General features: G+C 71.9%; 13 protein-coding genes and 1 other RNA gene. 2 read left to right on the plus strand and 12 right to left on the minus strand.

Going from position 1 to position 17,457, the window contains the following annotated elements:
- Positions 1 to 166 precede the first annotated feature (166 nt).
- The 8 genes from ABD932_RS29710 to ftsE all read right to left on the minus strand — a co-directional run bounded on the left by ABD932_RS29710 (position 167) and on the right by ftsE (position 7,331).
- Positions 167 to 835, minus strand: a complete 669-nt coding sequence (locus ABD932_RS29710; protein ID WP_345017221.1) for a hypothetical protein — start codon at positions 833 to 835, stop codon at positions 167 to 169.
- The gene (locus tag ABD932_RS29715; RefSeq protein ID WP_345017223.1) at positions 832 to 1,896 is read right to left on the minus strand and encodes a DUF4232 domain-containing protein; all 1,065 of its coding nucleotides are present in this window, start codon (positions 1,894 to 1,896) and stop codon (positions 832 to 834) included. The genes ABD932_RS29710 and ABD932_RS29715 overlap by 4 nt, the downstream gene beginning before the upstream one ends.
- A gap of 67 nt (positions 1,897 to 1,963) precedes the next feature.
- Positions 1,964 to 3,268, minus strand: coding sequence for a hypothetical protein (locus ABD932_RS29720; protein WP_345017225.1), 1,305 nt, complete (start codon positions 3,266 to 3,268; stop codon positions 1,964 to 1,966).
- Positions 3,269 to 3,367: 99 nt separating this feature from the next.
- Positions 3,368 to 3,736, minus strand: a transfer-messenger RNA (tmRNA) gene (ssrA, locus tag ABD932_RS29725).
- A 114-nt stretch (positions 3,737 to 3,850) separates the two neighbouring features.
- Positions 3,851 to 4,396 (minus strand): SsrA-binding protein SmpB, encoded by a 546-nt coding sequence (smpB, locus tag ABD932_RS29730; protein WP_345017286.1) that lies wholly within the window; start codon positions 4,394 to 4,396, stop codon positions 3,851 to 3,853.
- A gap of 59 nt (positions 4,397 to 4,455) precedes the next feature.
- The gene (locus tag ABD932_RS29735; RefSeq protein WP_345017227.1) at positions 4,456 to 5,622 is read right to left on the minus strand and encodes a S41 family peptidase; all 1,167 of its coding nucleotides are present in this window, start codon (positions 5,620 to 5,622) and stop codon (positions 4,456 to 4,458) included.
- Between the two features lie 67 nt (positions 5,623 to 5,689).
- Positions 5,690 to 6,607, minus strand: a complete 918-nt coding sequence (ftsX, locus tag ABD932_RS29740) for a permease-like cell division protein FtsX (protein ID WP_345017229.1) — start codon at positions 6,605 to 6,607, stop codon at positions 5,690 to 5,692.
- A gap of 34 nt (positions 6,608 to 6,641) precedes the next feature.
- Positions 6,642 to 7,331, minus strand: coding sequence for a cell division ATP-binding protein FtsE (gene ftsE / locus ABD932_RS29745; RefSeq protein WP_126392634.1), 690 nt, complete (start codon positions 7,329 to 7,331; stop codon positions 6,642 to 6,644).
- Between the two features lie 352 nt (positions 7,332 to 7,683).
- Here ftsE and ABD932_RS29750 point away from each other — a divergent pair, with 352 nt between their 5' ends.
- Positions 7,684 to 7,875 (plus strand): hypothetical protein, encoded by a 192-nt coding sequence (locus tag ABD932_RS29750; RefSeq protein ID WP_345017232.1) that lies wholly within the window; start codon positions 7,684 to 7,686, stop codon positions 7,873 to 7,875.
- A 110-nt stretch (positions 7,876 to 7,985) separates the two neighbouring features.
- Here ABD932_RS29750 and ABD932_RS29755 read toward each other — a convergent pair whose 3' ends face one another.
- The 4 genes from ABD932_RS29755 to ABD932_RS29770 all read right to left on the minus strand — a co-directional run bounded on the left by ABD932_RS29755 (position 7,986) and on the right by ABD932_RS29770 (position 13,474).
- The gene (locus ABD932_RS29755; protein WP_345017234.1) at positions 7,986 to 8,618 is read right to left on the minus strand and encodes an LPXTG cell wall anchor domain-containing protein; all 633 of its coding nucleotides are present in this window, start codon (positions 8,616 to 8,618) and stop codon (positions 7,986 to 7,988) included.
- A gap of 295 nt (positions 8,619 to 8,913) precedes the next feature.
- Positions 8,914 to 10,020: a peptide chain release factor 2 gene (prfB, locus tag ABD932_RS29760; RefSeq protein ID WP_345017236.1), complete on the minus strand. Its 1,107-nt coding sequence runs from the start codon at positions 10,018 to 10,020 to the stop codon at positions 8,914 to 8,916.
- Positions 10,021 to 10,312: 292 nt separating this feature from the next.
- On the minus strand, positions 10,313 to 11,554 hold the full coding sequence (locus ABD932_RS29765) for a serine/threonine-protein kinase (protein WP_345017238.1): 1,242 nt from the start codon (positions 11,552 to 11,554) through the stop codon (positions 10,313 to 10,315).
- Between the two features lie 213 nt (positions 11,555 to 11,767).
- On the minus strand, positions 11,768 to 13,474 hold the full coding sequence (locus ABD932_RS29770) for a serine/threonine-protein kinase (RefSeq protein WP_345017240.1): 1,707 nt from the start codon (positions 13,472 to 13,474) through the stop codon (positions 11,768 to 11,770).
- Between the two features lie 369 nt (positions 13,475 to 13,843).
- Here ABD932_RS29770 and ABD932_RS29775 point away from each other — a divergent pair, with 369 nt between their 5' ends.
- Entirely contained in the window at positions 13,844 to 17,314 is a 3,471-nt protein-coding gene (locus ABD932_RS29775; RefSeq protein WP_345017242.1) for an FHA domain-containing protein, read from the plus strand.
- Positions 17,315 to 17,457 lie beyond the last annotated feature (143 nt).

Genomic DNA, 17,457 nt, shown 5'->3' on the forward strand with positions numbered 1-17,457 from the left:
CCCTTCATCGCGGAAGTGGGCAGAAGGGGGTGCCTGTACGAAGGACGGATCGGCCACGGCGTCCCCCGGGTCGCCGGTTGAGGTGCGCGATGGCGGAACTGGTCAGGATCCACCGGGCGCGGTGGTCACGATACGTGCACCTGAACGGGACAGGACAATGGCGAATTCAGGGTCCGAGACGGGTGGCGCGAACGCGCCGGACGAGGCCTGTGGGTCCCCATGGGTCCAACTTCCGCGCCATGCACGGGGAACACTTGTGCGGGATCCGTGAAGGGTCAGCGAGGGGCGAGTGAAAGCCGCGAATGAATTGACTGAAAATCGCCCCTCGCTCCGGCGACGATCCCGCCCGCCGCGAACTTCTCCGGGTACGCCGCAACGGGCGTACCCGCCATGGCGGTTCACCCGGAGGGCGCTGTGTCCATACGGAACTGCCGCACGAGCAGTACGCCTGCGGGGGAAACGCCTTGGAGACGCCGACGCCGCCGTAGTGCATGGAGCACGGGTCCTCGCCGGGGTCCTTGAGGGTGTCGTCCGCCGTGACGACCAGCAGCCAGGCCGGCGCCGCCACCGGAACCGTGCCGAACACGGTCGTCTTCGTCCAGGTCGGCAGGCGGGGATGGGCCAGGAGCCCGTTCAACGCGATCAGTACGACGAGGAACACCGCACCGACCACGAACGCGACGGCACGCTCTTCGAGCACCACGTCCAGGAGCCACACCACCGCGGCCACCGGAGGCGCGGTGAGGACGAGCACCTTGATCCCGGGCGCGATACGCGAAAGGGCGAGCAGACACAGCACGACCGCCCACCCGAGGACGACGAGGAAGCCGATCACGGACGCGGCGTGCCGGCCGCCGCAGGATCCCGGTACGTCTCGTCCCGCATCCACGGCCCTACGCCGAGCTTCCCCGTCGTCCCCAGGTCCAGTTCCGGCACCACCGTCACGGGGCGTGCCCCCTGCTTGGCCCGCACGCGGAGGTACGGTGCGTTCACCGGTTCGCCGAACTGGGTGGTGTTCCGCCATGCCAGTGCCGCCTGCGCGGCCTCGCCCGGACGCAGAACGACGCGCTGCGGGCTGCCCGTGCCACCGGTGCCGGTGCTGATCCGGTCGGTCCCGTGGAGGATCCGCACGCTGTCGACGTCGTCGTGGTCCTCATCGAGGATTTCGAGCTCCGGGTAGCCGTTGAGCTCGTAGGGCCGGGTGCCGCAGTTGACGAGATGCAGGCCGACGACGCGCAGGCCCATGGCGGCGTCCCCCTGGTCCGCGTAGACGTGCAGCCCGGAGGCGGGGCACGGGCCGGAGGCGGACGGCGCCTCGTCGGCGGGAACGCTGCGCACCTTCTCGACCTTGACGTTCGACACATCGGGCGTGTCCCCGAGCGACCGCCCGAGGCCGGCGATCCCTTCGACGGTCCGCCCCGGCGCGACCGGCGCGACGGTCCGCTCGACGTGGTCGACGATGCTTCCGGACGAGGAGAAGAACCCGAGGGTGACGGTGTAAGTGGCCTTCTTCGTCCCCCTGTTGGTGACCTCGAAGTCGGCGGAGAAGTCGGACTCGCAGCCGCTGTCGTTCCCCCAGGCATACAGCGCGGTGACCTTCACCTCGCTCTCGGCCGTCGCGTCGGGCGAGGGCAGGGGAAGCGGTGTCGGCGTACCGGAGGGGCGGCCCCCGTCGGACGACCCACCGGCCGACACCCCGGCCGACACCCCACCGGCCGACGCCCCGCCCGTCGACGGCACACCGCCGTACTCCGCGACCTCCGACGGGCACAACGCCTCGGCACGGACCCGTCCGTCACCGCCCGGCGCGGCGCTCTCGGAACCACAGGCGGCGAGCAGCAGGACACCGGCGAGGACGGCCGGAACGGCGGGGACGGTACGCGGGCTGGTAGGCATCCGCTCACCTCACCAACCACCGACCTCACAGGCTGTGGTGGAACCCACACCTCCGGTCACAGGAGTGTCACAGCTCACTCTGGATGAGCCCGTCGACCAGGGAGACATGGAACTTGCCATAGCCGAACCGCTCCCCGAGCGCCTGGTAGCGGGCGTACCGCTCCTTGGTGAGGGGCATCCACAGCGCGAGCAGAACCCGCAGGAACAGGCGGAAGCCGAGGTCGGGATCGACCTGGGCGACGACCTGCTCCAGCGCCCGCACCACGGCGGCGCCCGGTATGTTCTGCCAGTGGGGCTGCAGGGTAATGGAAGCCAACTCGGGCGCCAGGTCTCGCAGTTCGCGCAGCACCTCGTCCGTCAGTTCCGCCCGCGTCGGCGTCGGATCCGGGCCGGGCCGGTAGGCGGGCGCGATCTCCCTCAGCTGCTCCCTGCAGGCCTCGGCGATCTGCTCCAGCCACTGCCGTATGTCGATGCCGACTCGGTCGGGCTGGAAGCCGCAGTCGCACGCGGCCAGCCACAACGTGGTGAGCGTGTCGGTGGACAGGGGTGAGGCCTGGAGCCGTGTCACGTCCTCCAGCAGAACGGCGGCCCCGCTGCCCGGCGGCTCCCGGACGGCGTCGGCGGCGGCCTCCTGGCGCACGATCTCGGATGCCGCGCTGTCGGACCAGTGCGTGAACCGCCCGGTGAGCTCGGAGAACCCGAAGTCCCAGTCATTGTCGCGACGGGCCGGGTCGAGGGGTGGCCAGTCGACCTCCAGGCCGTCGTGGATGACCGCGAAGCAGTAGTCGAAGGGCTCGCTGAGCTCCACGTACCGGTCGTAGCGTCCCTTGTCGACCCGCACGGAGTGCGCCTTCAGGATCCGCAGCAGCATCCGGAAGCCGAGATCGGCGCCGACCTCGGCGACGGCCCGCCGCAACACCGGGACGATGTCCGGCAGCGGCACCGCCCGCGCCAGATCCGCCTCGACCGCCCCGATCTCGGCGAGTACGGCGTCCCGCATCTCCTCCTCCACCAGCACGGGCCGACGAGGTCCGACGATCATGGTGCTCCGGTACTTCACGAAACTCTTCGGAGGCTTCGGCGGCCGCGCCGGATACGCCTGCGACCAGCCGCGCAGCCAGTCACGCACGGTCGCGCCCCGGGCGGCCGGATCAAACCGCTCCCCGTCGGCGGCCAGCCACAGCGTTCGGATCATGTCGTCCGGCAGTGACGACTCCAGCAGCCTCCGGGCATCTTCCCCGACCTGCTCGTCCCCCTCCGCATCGCCCTCGGGCAAGGGCAGGGGCAGTGCGGACCCGGACCTTCCGGCGAGGCCGCTGAGCCCGAAATCGTCGTCGTACAGGACGTAGTACGGCTCGTCCGACTGCGTCATCGTCCCCGTTCTCATCTGTACCGGCATGACAAAGGCCCCGCTGCCCGGAGGCGACGGGGCCTTTGCCCACATGGGTTAGGAGGTTCGGAAACCTCCCGATCGTGGAGATGGCGGGAATCGAACCCGCGTCCAACGGTGCAGAATCAGGGCTTCTCCGTGTGCAGTCCGCTGTGATTTTCTCGGCCCCGGCGATCACGCGAACAAGTCGCCGACGGGCCCAGTCACTGTTAGATTTCCCTCTTCACCCCGTGACCGGGATCAAGGTTTAGTTCCCTAGCTGATGCCAGGATCCGGGTCGGGAACAGCCCCGGGCTGACACTTCGCAAGTCGCTACTTAGGCAGCGAGGGCGAAGGAATCGCGCTTGGTGTTGGCGATTATTTTTTGCGACATATGGTTTACGAGATCATTGCCGCTTCCTCGACACGCTTCCCCTGTTTCAACAGCCGCTGTCGAAACCGATCATCCCCATGTTGTTTTTTCAATCCCCACCGGACGGAGCCGGAGGGGGGCGCGCACCCGCTGTGAGGTGCAGTGCCATCGTACGGGACCAACGCACGCCGATGCCACTGTATTCCCGCCCGTCAGACGCCCCGCTGCCGCCGCTTCGCCGCCGCGATCGCCCGGTCCGACTCCCGCCGGTCCTGCTTCTCCCGCAGGGTCTGCCGCTTGTCGTACTCCTTCTTGCCTCGGGCCAGGGCGATCTCGGCCTTCGCGCGGCCGTCCTTGAAGTACAGGGCGAGGGGCACGATCGTGTGACCCGTCTCCTGGGACTTCGCCTCCAGCTTGTCGATCTCCTCGCGGTGCAGGAGGAGCTTGCGCTTGCGGCGCGCGGAGTGGTTGGTCCAGCTGCCCTGGTGGTACTCCGGGATGTGGGCGTTGTGCAGCCACGCCTCGCCCCGGTCGATCTGGACGAAGCCGTCGGTCAGCGATGTCCGACCCTCACGCAGCGACTTGACCTCGGTGCCCATGAGCACCAGGCCGGCCTCATAGGTGTCGATGATCGCGTAGTCGTGCCGGGCCTTCTTGTTCTGGGCGACGATCTTGCGCTTGCCGCCCTTCTCGCCGTCCCTGGCCTTCGCGGCCGCCGCCCCGCCCTGCTTGGGCTGGGACTCCTTCGGTACGTACATTCCCTTGCTCATAGTGCCGTCCATTTTCGCACTACGGAGGGGGTGCGGGGAAAGCCGATTTACGACTCGCCCAGACCGCTGAGGACCGTCTCGGCCCGCTCCAGGACGCCCCGGTCGGCGTCCAGGTCGGGAGTGATCCCCGTACCGTCGACGGCGCGGCCGGAGGGGGTGCGGTAGTGGCCGACGGTCAGCTCGGCGACGGAGCCGTCCGGGAGGCGGCTCGGCATCTGGACCGAGCCCTTGCCGAAGGTGCGGGTGCCCACGACGACCGCGCGGCCGCGGTCCTGGAGCGCACCGGTGAGCAGCTCGGCCGCGCTCATCGTGCCGCCGTCGACGAGCGCGACCAGCGGTCTGGTGGTGTCGCCGCCGGGCTCGGCATGCAGGGCACGCTGGTCGCCGTCGACGTCGTACGTGGCGACGAGGCCGCCGTCGAGGAAGGCGGAGGCCGCGGTGACGGCCTCGGTGACCAGACCGCCGGAGTTGCCCCGCAGGTCCAGGACGATGCCGGCGGCGGCCGGGGACTGCCGTACGGCGGAGCGGACCGCGTCGCCGGAGCCCTTGGTGAAGGAGGCGATCCGGATGACGGTGACACCGCCGGCGAGTTCTCGAACAGTGACCGAGTCGGTGGACAGGACGGCCCGGCGCAGAGTGAGGTCCCACGCGCGCGTGCCGCGCTCCAGCCCCACCTTGACGGCCGTACCGGCGGGCGCGTCCGTCGCGTCGCCCCTCAGTAAGGAGACGACCTCGGTGACCGGACGCCCGTCGACCTTCGCGCCGTCGACGCTGCGCAGCCGGTCGCCCGCACGGATCCCGGCGGTGGCCGCGGGCGACCCCGCCCGCACCCTGGTCACCTCGATACGGCCGTCCCGCTCACGCCGCGCCCACAGGCCGACGCCGGTGTACTCGCCGTCGAGGGCCTCCTCGAACTCCTCGTACTCGCCCTCGGAGTAGACGGCACCCCAGCGGTCCCCGCTGCGGCTGACCGCACGTTCGGCGGCCTCCATGGGGGACTTGCCGGCGGCCATGGCCTCGGCGGCCACGTCGGCGATGTCCTGGTGCCGGACCGCGGCGGCGTCCGAACGGGCGGCGCCGTCGGACGGCTTCCGGTCAGGGCCGGGCAGGGAGCCGGTCGCGGCGCCGGCCACGAGCACGCTCGCGAAGACCAATGTCAGGGCGGCCCCGCGGCCGAAGCGGCGGGGCTGACAGAACAGGTCACGACCTGACATGCCGGTGAGTCTAGGACAACGCAAGGGGCCGTACGGTCCGTTGCCCGTACGGCCCCATTGGCGTTGGTCACACCTTCAGGTACTTGCGCAGCGCGAAGAACGCCGCCAACGCCGGCATCAGCAGGCTGGTCGCGAGGATGAGCGGGAGCTTGGTCAGGACGGCGTCCCAGCCGATGAAATTGACCAGTGTCAGCTGATCGGCCAGGGCCAGTCCGTGGTCGATGAGGAAGTACCGCGCGATCACCAGGAACCCACAGGCGACCGTCCCGCCGATGAGCCCGGCGACCGCGGCCTCCATGATGAACGGCGCCTGGATGTAGAAGCCCGAGGCACCGACCAGCCGCATGATCCCGGTCTCACGCCGCCGGCTGAACGCGGACACGCGCACCGTGTTGACGATCAGCATCAGCGCGACGACCAGCATCAGCGCCATCACTGCGCGCGCCGCCCAGTTCATGCCGTTGAGCAGCTTGAAGAGGTTGTCCAGGATGCCCTTCTGGTCCTGCACGGACTGCACGCCGTCCCGCCCGTTGAAGGCGGTCGCCACGACCTGGTACTTCTCCGGGTCCTTCAGCTTGATCCGGTACGACTCCTGCAGCTGGTCCGGCGTGAGCGAGGCGGCCAGCGGGGAGTCGCCGAACTGCTCCTTGTAGTGCTTGTACGCCTGGTCCTGCGACTCGTACGTCACCTTCTCGACGACCGACATCTTGTCCAGGTCGGCGAGGATCTCCTTCTTCTGGTCCTCGGTGACCGCGCCCTTGGCGCAGTTGGGGTCGGACTCGGCGTCGCTCTTGTTGCAGAGGAAGACCGAGACGTTGACCTTGTCGTACCAGTAGCCCTTCATGGTGGTGACCTGGTCGCTCATCAGGAGCGACCCGCCGAACAGGGCGAGCGACAGGGCGACGGAGACGACGACGGCGAACGTCATCGTCAGATTGCGACGGAGACCGACACCGATCTCGGACAGTACGAACTGGGCGCGCATGGCGTCTGGTTGAGCCTTTCCGTGGACGGTGCGGTCAGTGCTGGTAGCCGTAGACGCCGCGTGCCTGGTCGCGGACGAGGCGGCCCTGCTCCAGCTCGATGACGCGCTTGCGCATCTGGTCCACGATGTTCTGGTCGTGCGTGGCCATCACCACGGTGGTGCCCGTCCGGTTGATCCGGTCGAGCAGCTTCATGATGCCGACGGAGGTCTGCGGGTCGAGGTTACCGGTGGGTTCGTCGGCGATGAGCAGCTTGGGCCGGTTGACGAAGGCCCGCGCGATGGCGACGCGCTGCTGCTCACCACCGGACAGCTCACCCGGCATCCGGTCCTCCTTCCCGCCCAGCCCGACGAGGTCGAGCACCTGCGGCACGGACTTGCGGATCTCGCCGCGCGACTTGCCGATGACCTCCTGCGCGAAGGCCACGTTCTCCGCGACCGTCTTGTTCGGCAGCAGCCGGAAGTCCTGGAACACCGTCCCCAGCTGGCGGCGCATCTGCGGCACCTTCCAGTTGGACAGGCGCGCGAGGTCCTTGCCCAGAACGTGCACCTGCCCGTGACTGCACCGCTCCTCGCGGAGGATCAGCCGCAGGAAGGTGGACTTTCCGGAGCCGGAGGACCCCACGAGGAACACGAACTCGCCCTTCTCCACTTCCAGGGACACATCCCTGAGTGCGGGGCGGGTCTGCTTGGGGTAGACCTTGGAGACATTGTCGAATCGGATCACGGATGCACCACGGGTCGCCGGGGGTAGATGAGCGTGACCATACGCGAACCGGAGGGCGGGGCGCAGTCGCCAGGATGGGTTGCGTAGGCGTTGTGCGCTTTTATTCCGGTTCGGCTCTTGAGGGACAGCGGGACAGCGCCCCTGAAAGGGGCGCGGGGCTGTGTCGATATGCGGCTCCGCCGCGTGGGCGCGATCAACCCCAACGGCGCCGCAGCCGCGAATCCCCCCTGAGCCACCCCTCCGGAAGCGACCCGGCGCAGCTTCCGCAGGAACCTGGCACAGTAGAGGAGGGGAACGTTCTCGAGGCCGAGCCCGTTGAACCCCCGGAGGGAACACGCTAGGAGGGTGGCGCATGACGTACGACCGGCTGGTGTGCGCGAACTGTGCCGCGCCCGTGAGTGAGGGCCGCTGCCCCGTGTGCCGGGCGAACCGAGAGCGGCTGCAGCACGAAAACCTGTTCGCCGGGCTGAACCCCATGACACTGATCGCCCTGCTGGTGGTGCTGATCGCAGCGGTCGCGCTGCTCGCGCACCAGACGGCGTAGGGCGGCGCACCTACCGTAAACGCGGACATGGCGAGGGGCCCGGAGCGAAACGCGCTCCGGGCCCCTCGGCCGTACGACCTGTGTCACACGGCGTGTATCAACGGCTACCGTCAGGCAGCCGCACCGCCGCGGCCGCCCGCGAGGCGCGGCAGGATGCGGAAGCCGATACCGCCGGCGATCATCGTGGCGGCGCCGACCAGCAGGAACGTGGTCTGAGCCGCACCGGTCTCGGCGAGCTCCGCGCCGCCGCCCTGGGCGGACGTGCTGGCGCCCGTGCCGGTGCCGGTGTTCGAGCCGGTGTCGGCGAGGCCGGAGGAGCCCTCCTGCTGCGGGGAGGTGCCGCCGTCGGGGTCGGTGTTGTTGTTGCCGCCACCGTTGCCGTTGTTGCCGTTGTTGCCGTCGTCGTTGCCGCCGCCGTTGTTGCCGTCACCCGGGTCGGTGGTCGGCTCGTCGGTGGGCTCCGTCGGCTCGGTGGGCTCGGTCGGCTCCACGGTCGGGTCCGTCGGGATGTCCGTGGGGATGTCCGTCGGGATGTCCGTCGGGATGTCCGTGGGGATGTCGGTCGGCGGGTCGGTGGGAACCGGCGGCTCGGTCGGGTCCTCGGGTCCGCAGAACAGACCGAGCACGCAGCCGTCGTCCGTCTCCGCAGCAGAAGCGGCACCCGCAGCGGTCAGCGAGGCACCGGCCGCGATCACGGCGCCGGCCGCGAGGCGCGCGATACGGATCCGCGTCTTCTTAGTCATCTGGTTGCTACCCCCAGTAGCTGAATCGTCGGTGAGGCGGGCGCTCGGGGGCCGTGATCGACGGAGGTAGTGCTGCAGTTGAGCTCCCCCGGTTCACATGCGCCCCAGAGATACGCATGCCACGCTTTACCCTTCCCATTTTTCAAAGACTCGTCAAGGCCGTTTACTTGCGCCATGTCCAAATACGGGGGCTATGCCAGGGGTTGGAGCCTGTGAGTGTGATGTAAAACCCAGACATGCAGGCACAGAAAAGGCAACTGCCGCCGAGGTGGCGGCAGTTGCCTTGTCGACAAAGTTACTTCTCTTGCTGCTTGCGCCAGCGAATTCCGGCTTCGAGGAAGCCGTCGATCTCGCCATCGAGAACGGACTGCGGGTTGCCGACCTCGAACTCGGTGCGCAGGTCCTTGACCATCTGGTACGGGTGCAGGACGTACGAACGCATCTGGTTGCCCCAGGAGTTGCCGCCGTCGCCCTTGAGCGCGTCCATCTTGGCCTGCTCCTCCTGGCGGCGCCGCTCGAGCAGCTTGGCCTGGAGGACGTTCATCGCGGTGGCCTTGTTCTGGATCTGCGACCGCTCGTTCTGGCAGGAGACCACGATGCCGGTGGGGATGTGGGTCAGCCGGACCGCGGAGTCCGTGGTGTTCACGCCCTGGCCGCCGGGGCCCGAGGAACGGTAGACGTCGACGCGCAGCTCCGACTCGTCGATCTCGACGTGGTCGGTCTGCTCGACGACCGGGAGCACCTCGACACCCGCGAAGGAGGTCTGGCGGCGGCCCTGGTTGTCGAAGGGCGAGATACGGACGAGCCGGTGGGTGCCCTGCTCGACGGAGAGCGTGCCGTAGGCGTACGGCACCTGCACGGAGAAGGTGGTCGACTTGATGCCGGCCTCTTCGGCGTACGACGTCTCGATGAGCTCGGTCTTGTAGCCGTGGCGCTCGGCCCAGCGCAGGTACATGCGCTGCAGCTGCTCGGCGAAGTCGGCGGCGTCGACGCCACCGGCCTCGGCGCGGATGTTGACGAGCGCTTCCCGGGAGTCGTACTCCCCGCTCAGCAGCGTCCGGACCTCCATCTCGTCCAGCGCCTTCTTGACGGCGGCGAGCTCGGACTCGGCCTCGGCAAGGGTGTCCGGGTCGTCCTCCTCCTCGGCCATCTCGAAGAGCACGGAGAGATCGTCGATCCGCCCGCGCAAGGCTTCGGCCTTCCGCACCTCCGCCTGGAGGTGGGAGAGCTTGCTGGTGATCTTCTGCGCCTCGTCCGGGTTGTCCCACAGGGACGGCGCGGCCGCCTGCTCCTCGAGCACGGCGATGTCTGCCCTCAGCTTGTCGAGGTCCAGAACGGCCTCGATCGACTCCATGGTCGAGGAGAGGGACTTGAGCTCTTCGGATACATCGACGACTGCCACGCCTCCAGCGTAACGGCTCCGCCAAGCGGGGAGCTCCGGGTGCTGCGGGCTGACGTGGCGCCCGGCGGCGCACCTCTTCGACGCGGACGCGTCTTTCGGCCCGTTCCGACGTTCGAGGACGAGATCCCGCCGTCCCTGGCCCCACCCACCAGCCCGTCCGGCGTTTGAGGACGAGGCCCCTCAAGGGCCGAAGCGGGGGTCTGGGGGCGGCTGCCCCCAGAAAGGGGGCCGGGGTCGAAGGGGCGGAGCCCCTGGAGGACGGGACGGGTATGGGCGGCGGGGGCGAGAGGAGCTAGGGAGCCGCCGGGGCCGAGTTGTTCGTGTCCTGGGGCGTCGCGTCCGCGTCGTCGCCCGACGTGGCCAGCCACGTCCCCACACCCGCCGCGGCGACCAGCGCCACCGCCGCCGCCCCCAACGCCACCCGCCGCCGCCGCGTGGCGGCCCGATGGCGGGCGGACCCCGGACGCGGCGCCCCCGCCGCCCTCGGCACCCGTGCCGTGCCACGCGCACCGCCGGCCAGCTCGTCCGGAGCCGGCACCCTCATCGACGTATGGGTGTCACGGTTGGAGTCGGCCGGCTTGGCGCCCGGCACCAGCGGCACCGCACCCCGCCGCCGCACCCGCTCCCCCGCCGGCGCCGCCTCCTGCGCGACCGGAGACTCCTCCTCCGTCGGCTCCGAGTCCGGCTCGTCCACGTCCAGCGGCGGCATCCCGGCCAGCATCGGCAGCAGCTCCCGCAGCCGCGCCCCGAGCTCCGACGCCCGCAACCGCGAGGCCGGCGCCTTCGCCAGGCACTGCACGATCAGCTGCCACAGCTCGTCGGGGATGCCCGGCAGCGGCGCCACCGTCTCCGTGACGTGGCGGCGCAGCACCGCACCCGGGTGGCCGCCGCCGAACGGCGTGAAGCCCGCCAGCAGCTCGTACAGGACCGTGGCGAGGGCGTAGATGTCGACCGCCGCCCTCGGCGGCAGACCCTCCACGATCTCCGGCGCCAGGTAGTCCGGCGTACCGATGATCTTCGTCGCGCGGGTGCGGCGCGGTGAGTCGATGAGTTTCGCCACACCGAAGTCCGTCAGGAGGGCGGGGTGGGAGCCGCCGGGCCCCAGCGGGCCCTGCATGTCCAGCAGGACGTTCTCCGGCTTCACGTCCCGGTGCACGACCCCGGCCGCATGCGCCGCCGCCAGCCCGTCCGCGATGTCGGCCACGATCGCCACCGCCGCCTCCGGCGCGAGCCGCCGGTCGCGGTCGAGCCGGGTGCGCAGGTCCGTGCCGCGGACCAGGTCCATGACCAGCGCGAGGTCGTTGCCGTCGACGACCAGGTCGCGTACGGAGACCACGTTCGGGTGCTCCAGGCCGAGCAGCGCCGTCCGCTCCTGCACGAAGCGTCCGACGAGCTCCTGGTCGGACGCGAGATCCTCACGCAGCAGCTTGATGGCGACGGGCCCCTCGGGCCCCTCACCCAGCCACACCGTGCCGGCACTGCCCCGCCCCAGGATCTGGTTGGCGGTGTACCGGCTGCCGATCTTCCGTGCCAAGACTGCTCCTACCGACGCGTGTTGTCGCTGCTGCGTCATTCCGGGGGGACGCCCCCCGGAATGTCAGCCGACAAAACCGGGACCCCCGGTCGATAAAACTACGCGTTCAAGGAGCCAACCTTCACTCCGGAGACGGAAATCACCCGCGAGGTGTCGACAAATCACCAACCCAGCTGAGGCCTTGCCGCATCCGGCCGGTGCCGGAGCCTTGGCTCAGGTGGTGCCCGAGCCTCCGCCCAGCTCCCCGATCCACCCGGTCACGGTGCTGAACCAGTCGGTGAGCTGGTCCCAGTAGCCCTTGCCCGTGCCGATCCAGTCCTGCAACGGGCTCAGCTCCCAGATCAGCCAGCCCGCGACGAACAGGATGACGATCGTGAACAGGCACCCCTTGAGGCAGCCGAGCCCGGGGATCCGCATCGGGTTGGCGCTGCGCTGACGCGGCTGACGCGGCTCGCGCTGCGGCCGCTGCGGCTCCGGCGCGGGCGGCGGGGCGTAGCGCTGGGGCTGCTGCTGCGGCTGGCGCGGCGGGGCGTACGGCTGCGGCTGGTGCTGCTGCGGCTGGCCGTACCCCTGCGGCGGCCGGCCCTGCGGGGGCCGCTGCTGCTGGGGATGGGGCTGCTGCTGCGGGCGGGCGACCTGCCGCTGGGGGCGGCGGCGCAGCGGGTCCTGGTTGGGGTCGAGGTACTGGACCTGCGTCTGCTCGTTGCGGTCCCGGGCCGCGCGCAGCTGGTTCTGCCAGGGGTGCGGGTCCTCGGGCCCGGGCTGCCCCGGCTGCTGTCCTGGCGGTCCGGGCGGCATCGACGGCATGACGGCCGTCGGGTCCGCGGCACCGCGTGCGCCCGGGCCGCCCGTGTTCGGCAGTACGGCGGTGGGGTCGGCGGCGCCCGCCGGGCCGGGGGCACCGGTGTGCGGCAGGACGCTGGTCGCGCCGTTCGGGTCGTACGCCCCGGCGCCCGCGCCGTGCTGCATGACCTGGGTGGGGTCGGCCGAGCCCGGCACGGTGGCCGGCGAGGGGTCGGGGGCGAGCAGCGCGGCGACGCCCTCGGCCGCCGCGATCTGCGCGGAGTTCGCGTGCACGCCGACGCCCTCGGCGACGACGCGCAGGGCGCGGGCGAGGTTCTCGGCGCTGGGCCGTTGCTCGGGGCTCTTGCGCAGGCAGCGTTCTATGACGGTCCACAGGGGGTCGGGGACCGTGGACGGGCGGCGCGGCTCGGCGCTCAGGTGCTGGTGGAGGACCTCCAGGGCGGAGCCGCCACCGAACGGCGGGCGGCCGGTGACCAGCTCGTAGAGGAGGATTCCGGCGCCGTAGATGTCGACGGCGGACGTCTGCGGGCGGCCCTCGGCGGACTCGGGCGCGATGTACGCGGGCGTGCCGACGAACTCGTGGGTGCGGGTCAGCCCCGGGGAGTCGGCGAGGCGGGCGATGCCGAAGTCGGTCAGCATCGGGTGCATCTGGCCGCCGTTCTGCTTGAGCAGGACGTTGGCGGGCTTCAGGTCGCGGTGGACGACGCCGTCTGCGTGGCTGGCGCCGAGCGCGTCGGCGATCTGCGCGGTGAGCAGGGCGGCGGCGACCGGGCTGAAGGGGCCGTTCTCGCGGAGGTAGCGGTGCAGGTCGGGGCCGTCGACGAGGTCCATGACCAGGGCGAGCAGATCGCCCTCGACGACCAGGTCGCGGACCCGGACGATGTTCGGGTGGGTCAGCCGGAGCAGGACGGAGCGCTCCCGCAGGAACCGCATGACGATGTCCGCGTCGCTGGCGAGTTCCTCCTTGAGGACCTTGATCGCGACGGTCTCGCCGGGCTGCCCCGGCACGGCCGCCTCGGCGCCCGCGGTCTCCCGCTGGCGCGCTCGCCAGACGGTCCCCGTGGCGCCACGACCGAGCGGCTCCTCGAGGAAGTACTTGCTGCCTACCGGCCGCACGTCGCGCTCCCTGCTGCTTGCCTACGTTCCGATCCACTGTAGTGCCGTCCCCCACGGCACCGGCCTGTCGTCATTCTGTGCGTCTTACGTACGGCTTCCCGTACATGTTCGAAGGAAAGACGCTCGGCTCTGTCTCGTGGTTGCCGCAAGCGGACGTGAGCGATCTCAAGTGATCGCCGGCAGTGCACTTGTCAGGCACTTTTGCGGGCAGAGCCGACCAATCAAGATCACTTGCCTTCGGGCGGGGGGCGCGTTGTCAGTGGCAGGTGCGAGGATGCGTGCAGTACTGGCCGAAGTGCTCGTGTGGGGTGGGGAGATCCGTCGGACGGGCCCTGGTCCGCGCCCGCGCAGAAGGGACCGCTGACGCCGATGCAGATCCGGCTGACCGTCGTAGACCCGCTGGCCCCGCCTGCCCCGGCGAGGGGCCGCGCCGCGAACTGCGACGTGCTGGTCACGGCGCCCGCGGGCACGGCCCTGGCCACGGTGGCGTCGGCGCTCGCCTCGGCGGTGTCCGGCGGCGACGGCCCCGTCGTGCTGTACGCGGGCGCGGAGCGGCTCGACGACCACCGCAGCACGCTCGGCGAGCCCCCGCTGATAGACGGCGCGGTGCTGTTCCTGGGCGCCCCGCCCGCGCCCGAGCCGCACCCCGAGCTGGACGACGCCCCGACCCAGCTGCATGTCGTGGCGGGCCCGGACGCGGGCGGGGTGCATCTGCTGCACGGCGGCGAGATCCGCATCGGCCGCTCCGCCGACGCCGACGTCCCGCTCGACGACCCGGACGTCTCCCGGTTCCACTGCGCGGTCACGGTCGCCGCCGACGGCCGCGTCTCGGTCGCCGACCTCGGCTCCACGAACGGCACGACGCTGGACGGCACCGGCGTGACCACCCGCCCGGTGCGGTTCGCGCCGGGGGCGCTGCTGCGGATCGGCGAGTCGACGCTGCGGCTGGCTCCGGCCGGAGGGCCGGGGGCGCGGGTGCGGACGGAGCCGGACGGGGAAGGGCATGTGCGGGTCCCCGCCGGGGACGACGGGCTCGACCCCCGCCCGGGGAGCCACGGCCCGGCGAAGCCCTCGGCGGATGCCTCGACGGTGGCGCACACGCGCGTGGCGGACGGCGGCGACGCGTCCGGGGCCTCGCGAGGCCGGTCGGCCGCTCAGGAGCACGGTCCGGTCGACCAGGCCGTCGTGCCGCTCCAGGGCGGGGCACCGCGGATCGAACGGCACGGCGGGGCCGAGCGGCCGCCCACGGCACCGCGCGGCGGCGACACGCACGGCGCGGGCTTCGAGGTGGGCGCCTTCGGCGGGGACGCCGAGGGCCACGGCGCCGACGGCACGTCGGGCGAGGCCGGCCGCGACGGCGCCCCGGCGCACGGCAGCCGCCGTAAAGGCACCCCGCTGCGGGGCACGGACGTGCCGCCGGGCGTGCGCAGGCGCGGAGGACTCTCCAAGTGGGCGCGGCGGCTGGCCGGCGGGCGCGGAGAGCAGGGGACGGCACGGCATGAGGCGTACGACGATGACGAGCGGGCCGAGGCGACCGAGCTCCCCTCGACGACGAACGGGCCCCGCGTGCCGGAGACCTGGCCGGACCCCGCCTCCCTGCTGCTGACGGCCCTTGGCCCCGGACCCCGGCTGTGGGAGCGCGCACCGGGTCACCCGGAGGCGCTCACGGTACGGCTCGGCACGGCGGACCGGTCCGCGCCCGACGGCTCGGGACTGCTGCCCGCGGTGCCGGTGACGGCCGATCTGCGCGAGGTCGGGGCGCTGGGTCTGGCCGGCCCGCGCGAGCGGCTCACCGGGCTGGCCCGCGCGGTGATCGCCCAGCTCGCCGCGCTGCACTCGCCGGACGCCCTGGAGGTCGTCCTGATCAGCGCGGACCGCTCCCGTCCCCTGGAGGAGCGCACCGCCGAGTGGTCCTGGCTGGGCTGGCTCCCGCAGGTCCGTCCCGGACACGGCCAGGACTGCCGCCTTCTGCTGGCCTACGACCGCGAGCAGGCGACGGCGCGTACGGAGGAATTGCTGCGGCGCCTTGAGGACCTGGCGGCGGAGACGCCCGCCGGGGCGGGGTCCGGCGGTGCGGCGCGGGGCGCGGACGGGCAGCTCGCCGACCGGCGTGCCGTCCGGCGGCCCTCCTGGGCGCGGGACGACGACCCCGCCGACGGGGCGGACGGATTCGCGGGGCCCTACAGCGTGGTCGTCGTGGACGGCGATCCCGGCGGTGCCGATGTGCGCGAGGCCGTGGCGCGGCTGACGCTGGAGGGGCCGCGGGCCGGGATCCATGTCGTGTGCCTGGCCGAGACGGCTGCGGCGTCGCCCGCCTCGCCGGTGACGGAGACCTACGAGGCGGCGTGCACGGTGTCGCCGGTGTTCCGGGAGTGCGGTGCGGTCGCGCTGCTCAGCGGCGATGTGGCGACGGCGCTGCGGCTGATGCGGGTGGCGCGGGGCGGCGGCGCCGATCCGGGCGCCGTGGGCCCCGGGCGCGTGGCTGACGGCCCGGTCGGCGACGGCCCGGCCGGATCCGCGCCGGCCTCCGCATCCGACCCCGGCCACGGTCCCGTCGGGCACGGCACCGTCGCCGCCGTGGACGCCGTCTCGCTCGCCTGGGCGGAGCGGTTCGCGCGGGCGCTGGCGCCGTTGCGGACCGAGGGAGCTGCCGGGGAGCGGCACGCGCGCGTGTCCGTGCCGTTGCCTCAGGCGGCGCGGCTGCTGGACGAGTTGGGGCTGGCCCGGGCCACACCGGCATCGCTGATGGCGCGATGGGCCGACGCGGGCGATGACGCGGAGGCCCTCGGCGGGCGGGCGTGTGCCGTGCTGGGGGCCGGGCCGCGCGGGCCGGTCAGCGCGGACCTCGGCGCCGACGGGCCGCACCTGCTGATCGAGGGGCCGCCCGGCAGCGGGCGTACGGAACTGCTGCGGGCCGTCGTCGCCTCGCTCGCCGCGGCCGAGCGGCCGGACCGGCTGAGCATCGTGCTGATGGACGGCCGGGACACGGTGAGCGCGGGCGGCGCCCACGGCGACGGGCTGCGGGTGTGCACGGACGTCCCGCATGTCACCACCCACCTCACCGCCAACGACCCGGTGCGCATGCGGGAGTTCGCCCAGTCGCTCAGTGCCGAGCTGAAACGGCGCGCGGAGCTGCTCGGGCGGTCCGACTTCACCGAGTGGCACACGGGCCGTGAGCTGTCGAGCCGGATGGTCGCGCAACGCGCGGCGGGGACGGGGGCCGGTACCGGGAGCGGTGACCTCACGGGCGATCTCGACACGCCGCCCAGCTCCACCATCCGGCTGCGGCCGGGGGCGGCGCGCCGGCAGGCCGAGGCCGTGCCGCCGCCGTTGCCGCGGCTCGTCGTGGTCGTGGACGACCTGGACGCGCTGGTCTCGCCCGCGCTCGGCTCGCCGGGCAGGCCCGCTGCGGGCTCGGTGATACGGGCGCTGGAGGCCGTGGCCCGCGAGGGCGAGCGGCTCGGCGTGCATCTGGTGGCCGCCGCGGGGATCGGGGGCCGTACGGCGGAGTCGGAGCCGGCGCGCCTGGCGACGTTGCGGGTGACGCTGGACGCGGTCGCCGCGGGGCCGGACGAACCGGCGCCGGGGCGCGGGCGGTTGGCCTGGGCGGACGGCAGAGCGGTGCCGTTCCAGGGCGGGCGGGTCACGGGGCGTATTCCGCGGACGGCGACGCTGCGGCCCACGGTGGTGCCGTTGGAGTGGCACCGGATGGGCGATCCGCCGGCCCGGCGTCCGGTGCGCGAGTTGGGGAACGGCCCTACGGATCTGGCGTTGCTGGCCAGTGCGTTGGAGCGGGCGGCACGGGAGGTCTCGGCCACGGCGGTTCCCTCGCTGCTGTGAGGCCGGTGCTGTGCGGGGCCCGCCTCGGCCGGCCAAGCAGCCGGGCTTGAGGGCGAGTCCGTCGGTGCCGATAGCAGGGGTGCGGGGTCCTTGGTCACGAGGCCGTCACGATCCCCCGCTTGACAGCGGACGCGGTCTTGCCG

It is taken from the genome of Streptomyces shaanxiensis (assembly GCF_039537145.1).
GTDB classification, from domain to species: Bacteria; Actinomycetota; Actinomycetes; order Streptomycetales; family Streptomycetaceae; genus Streptomyces; species Streptomyces shaanxiensis.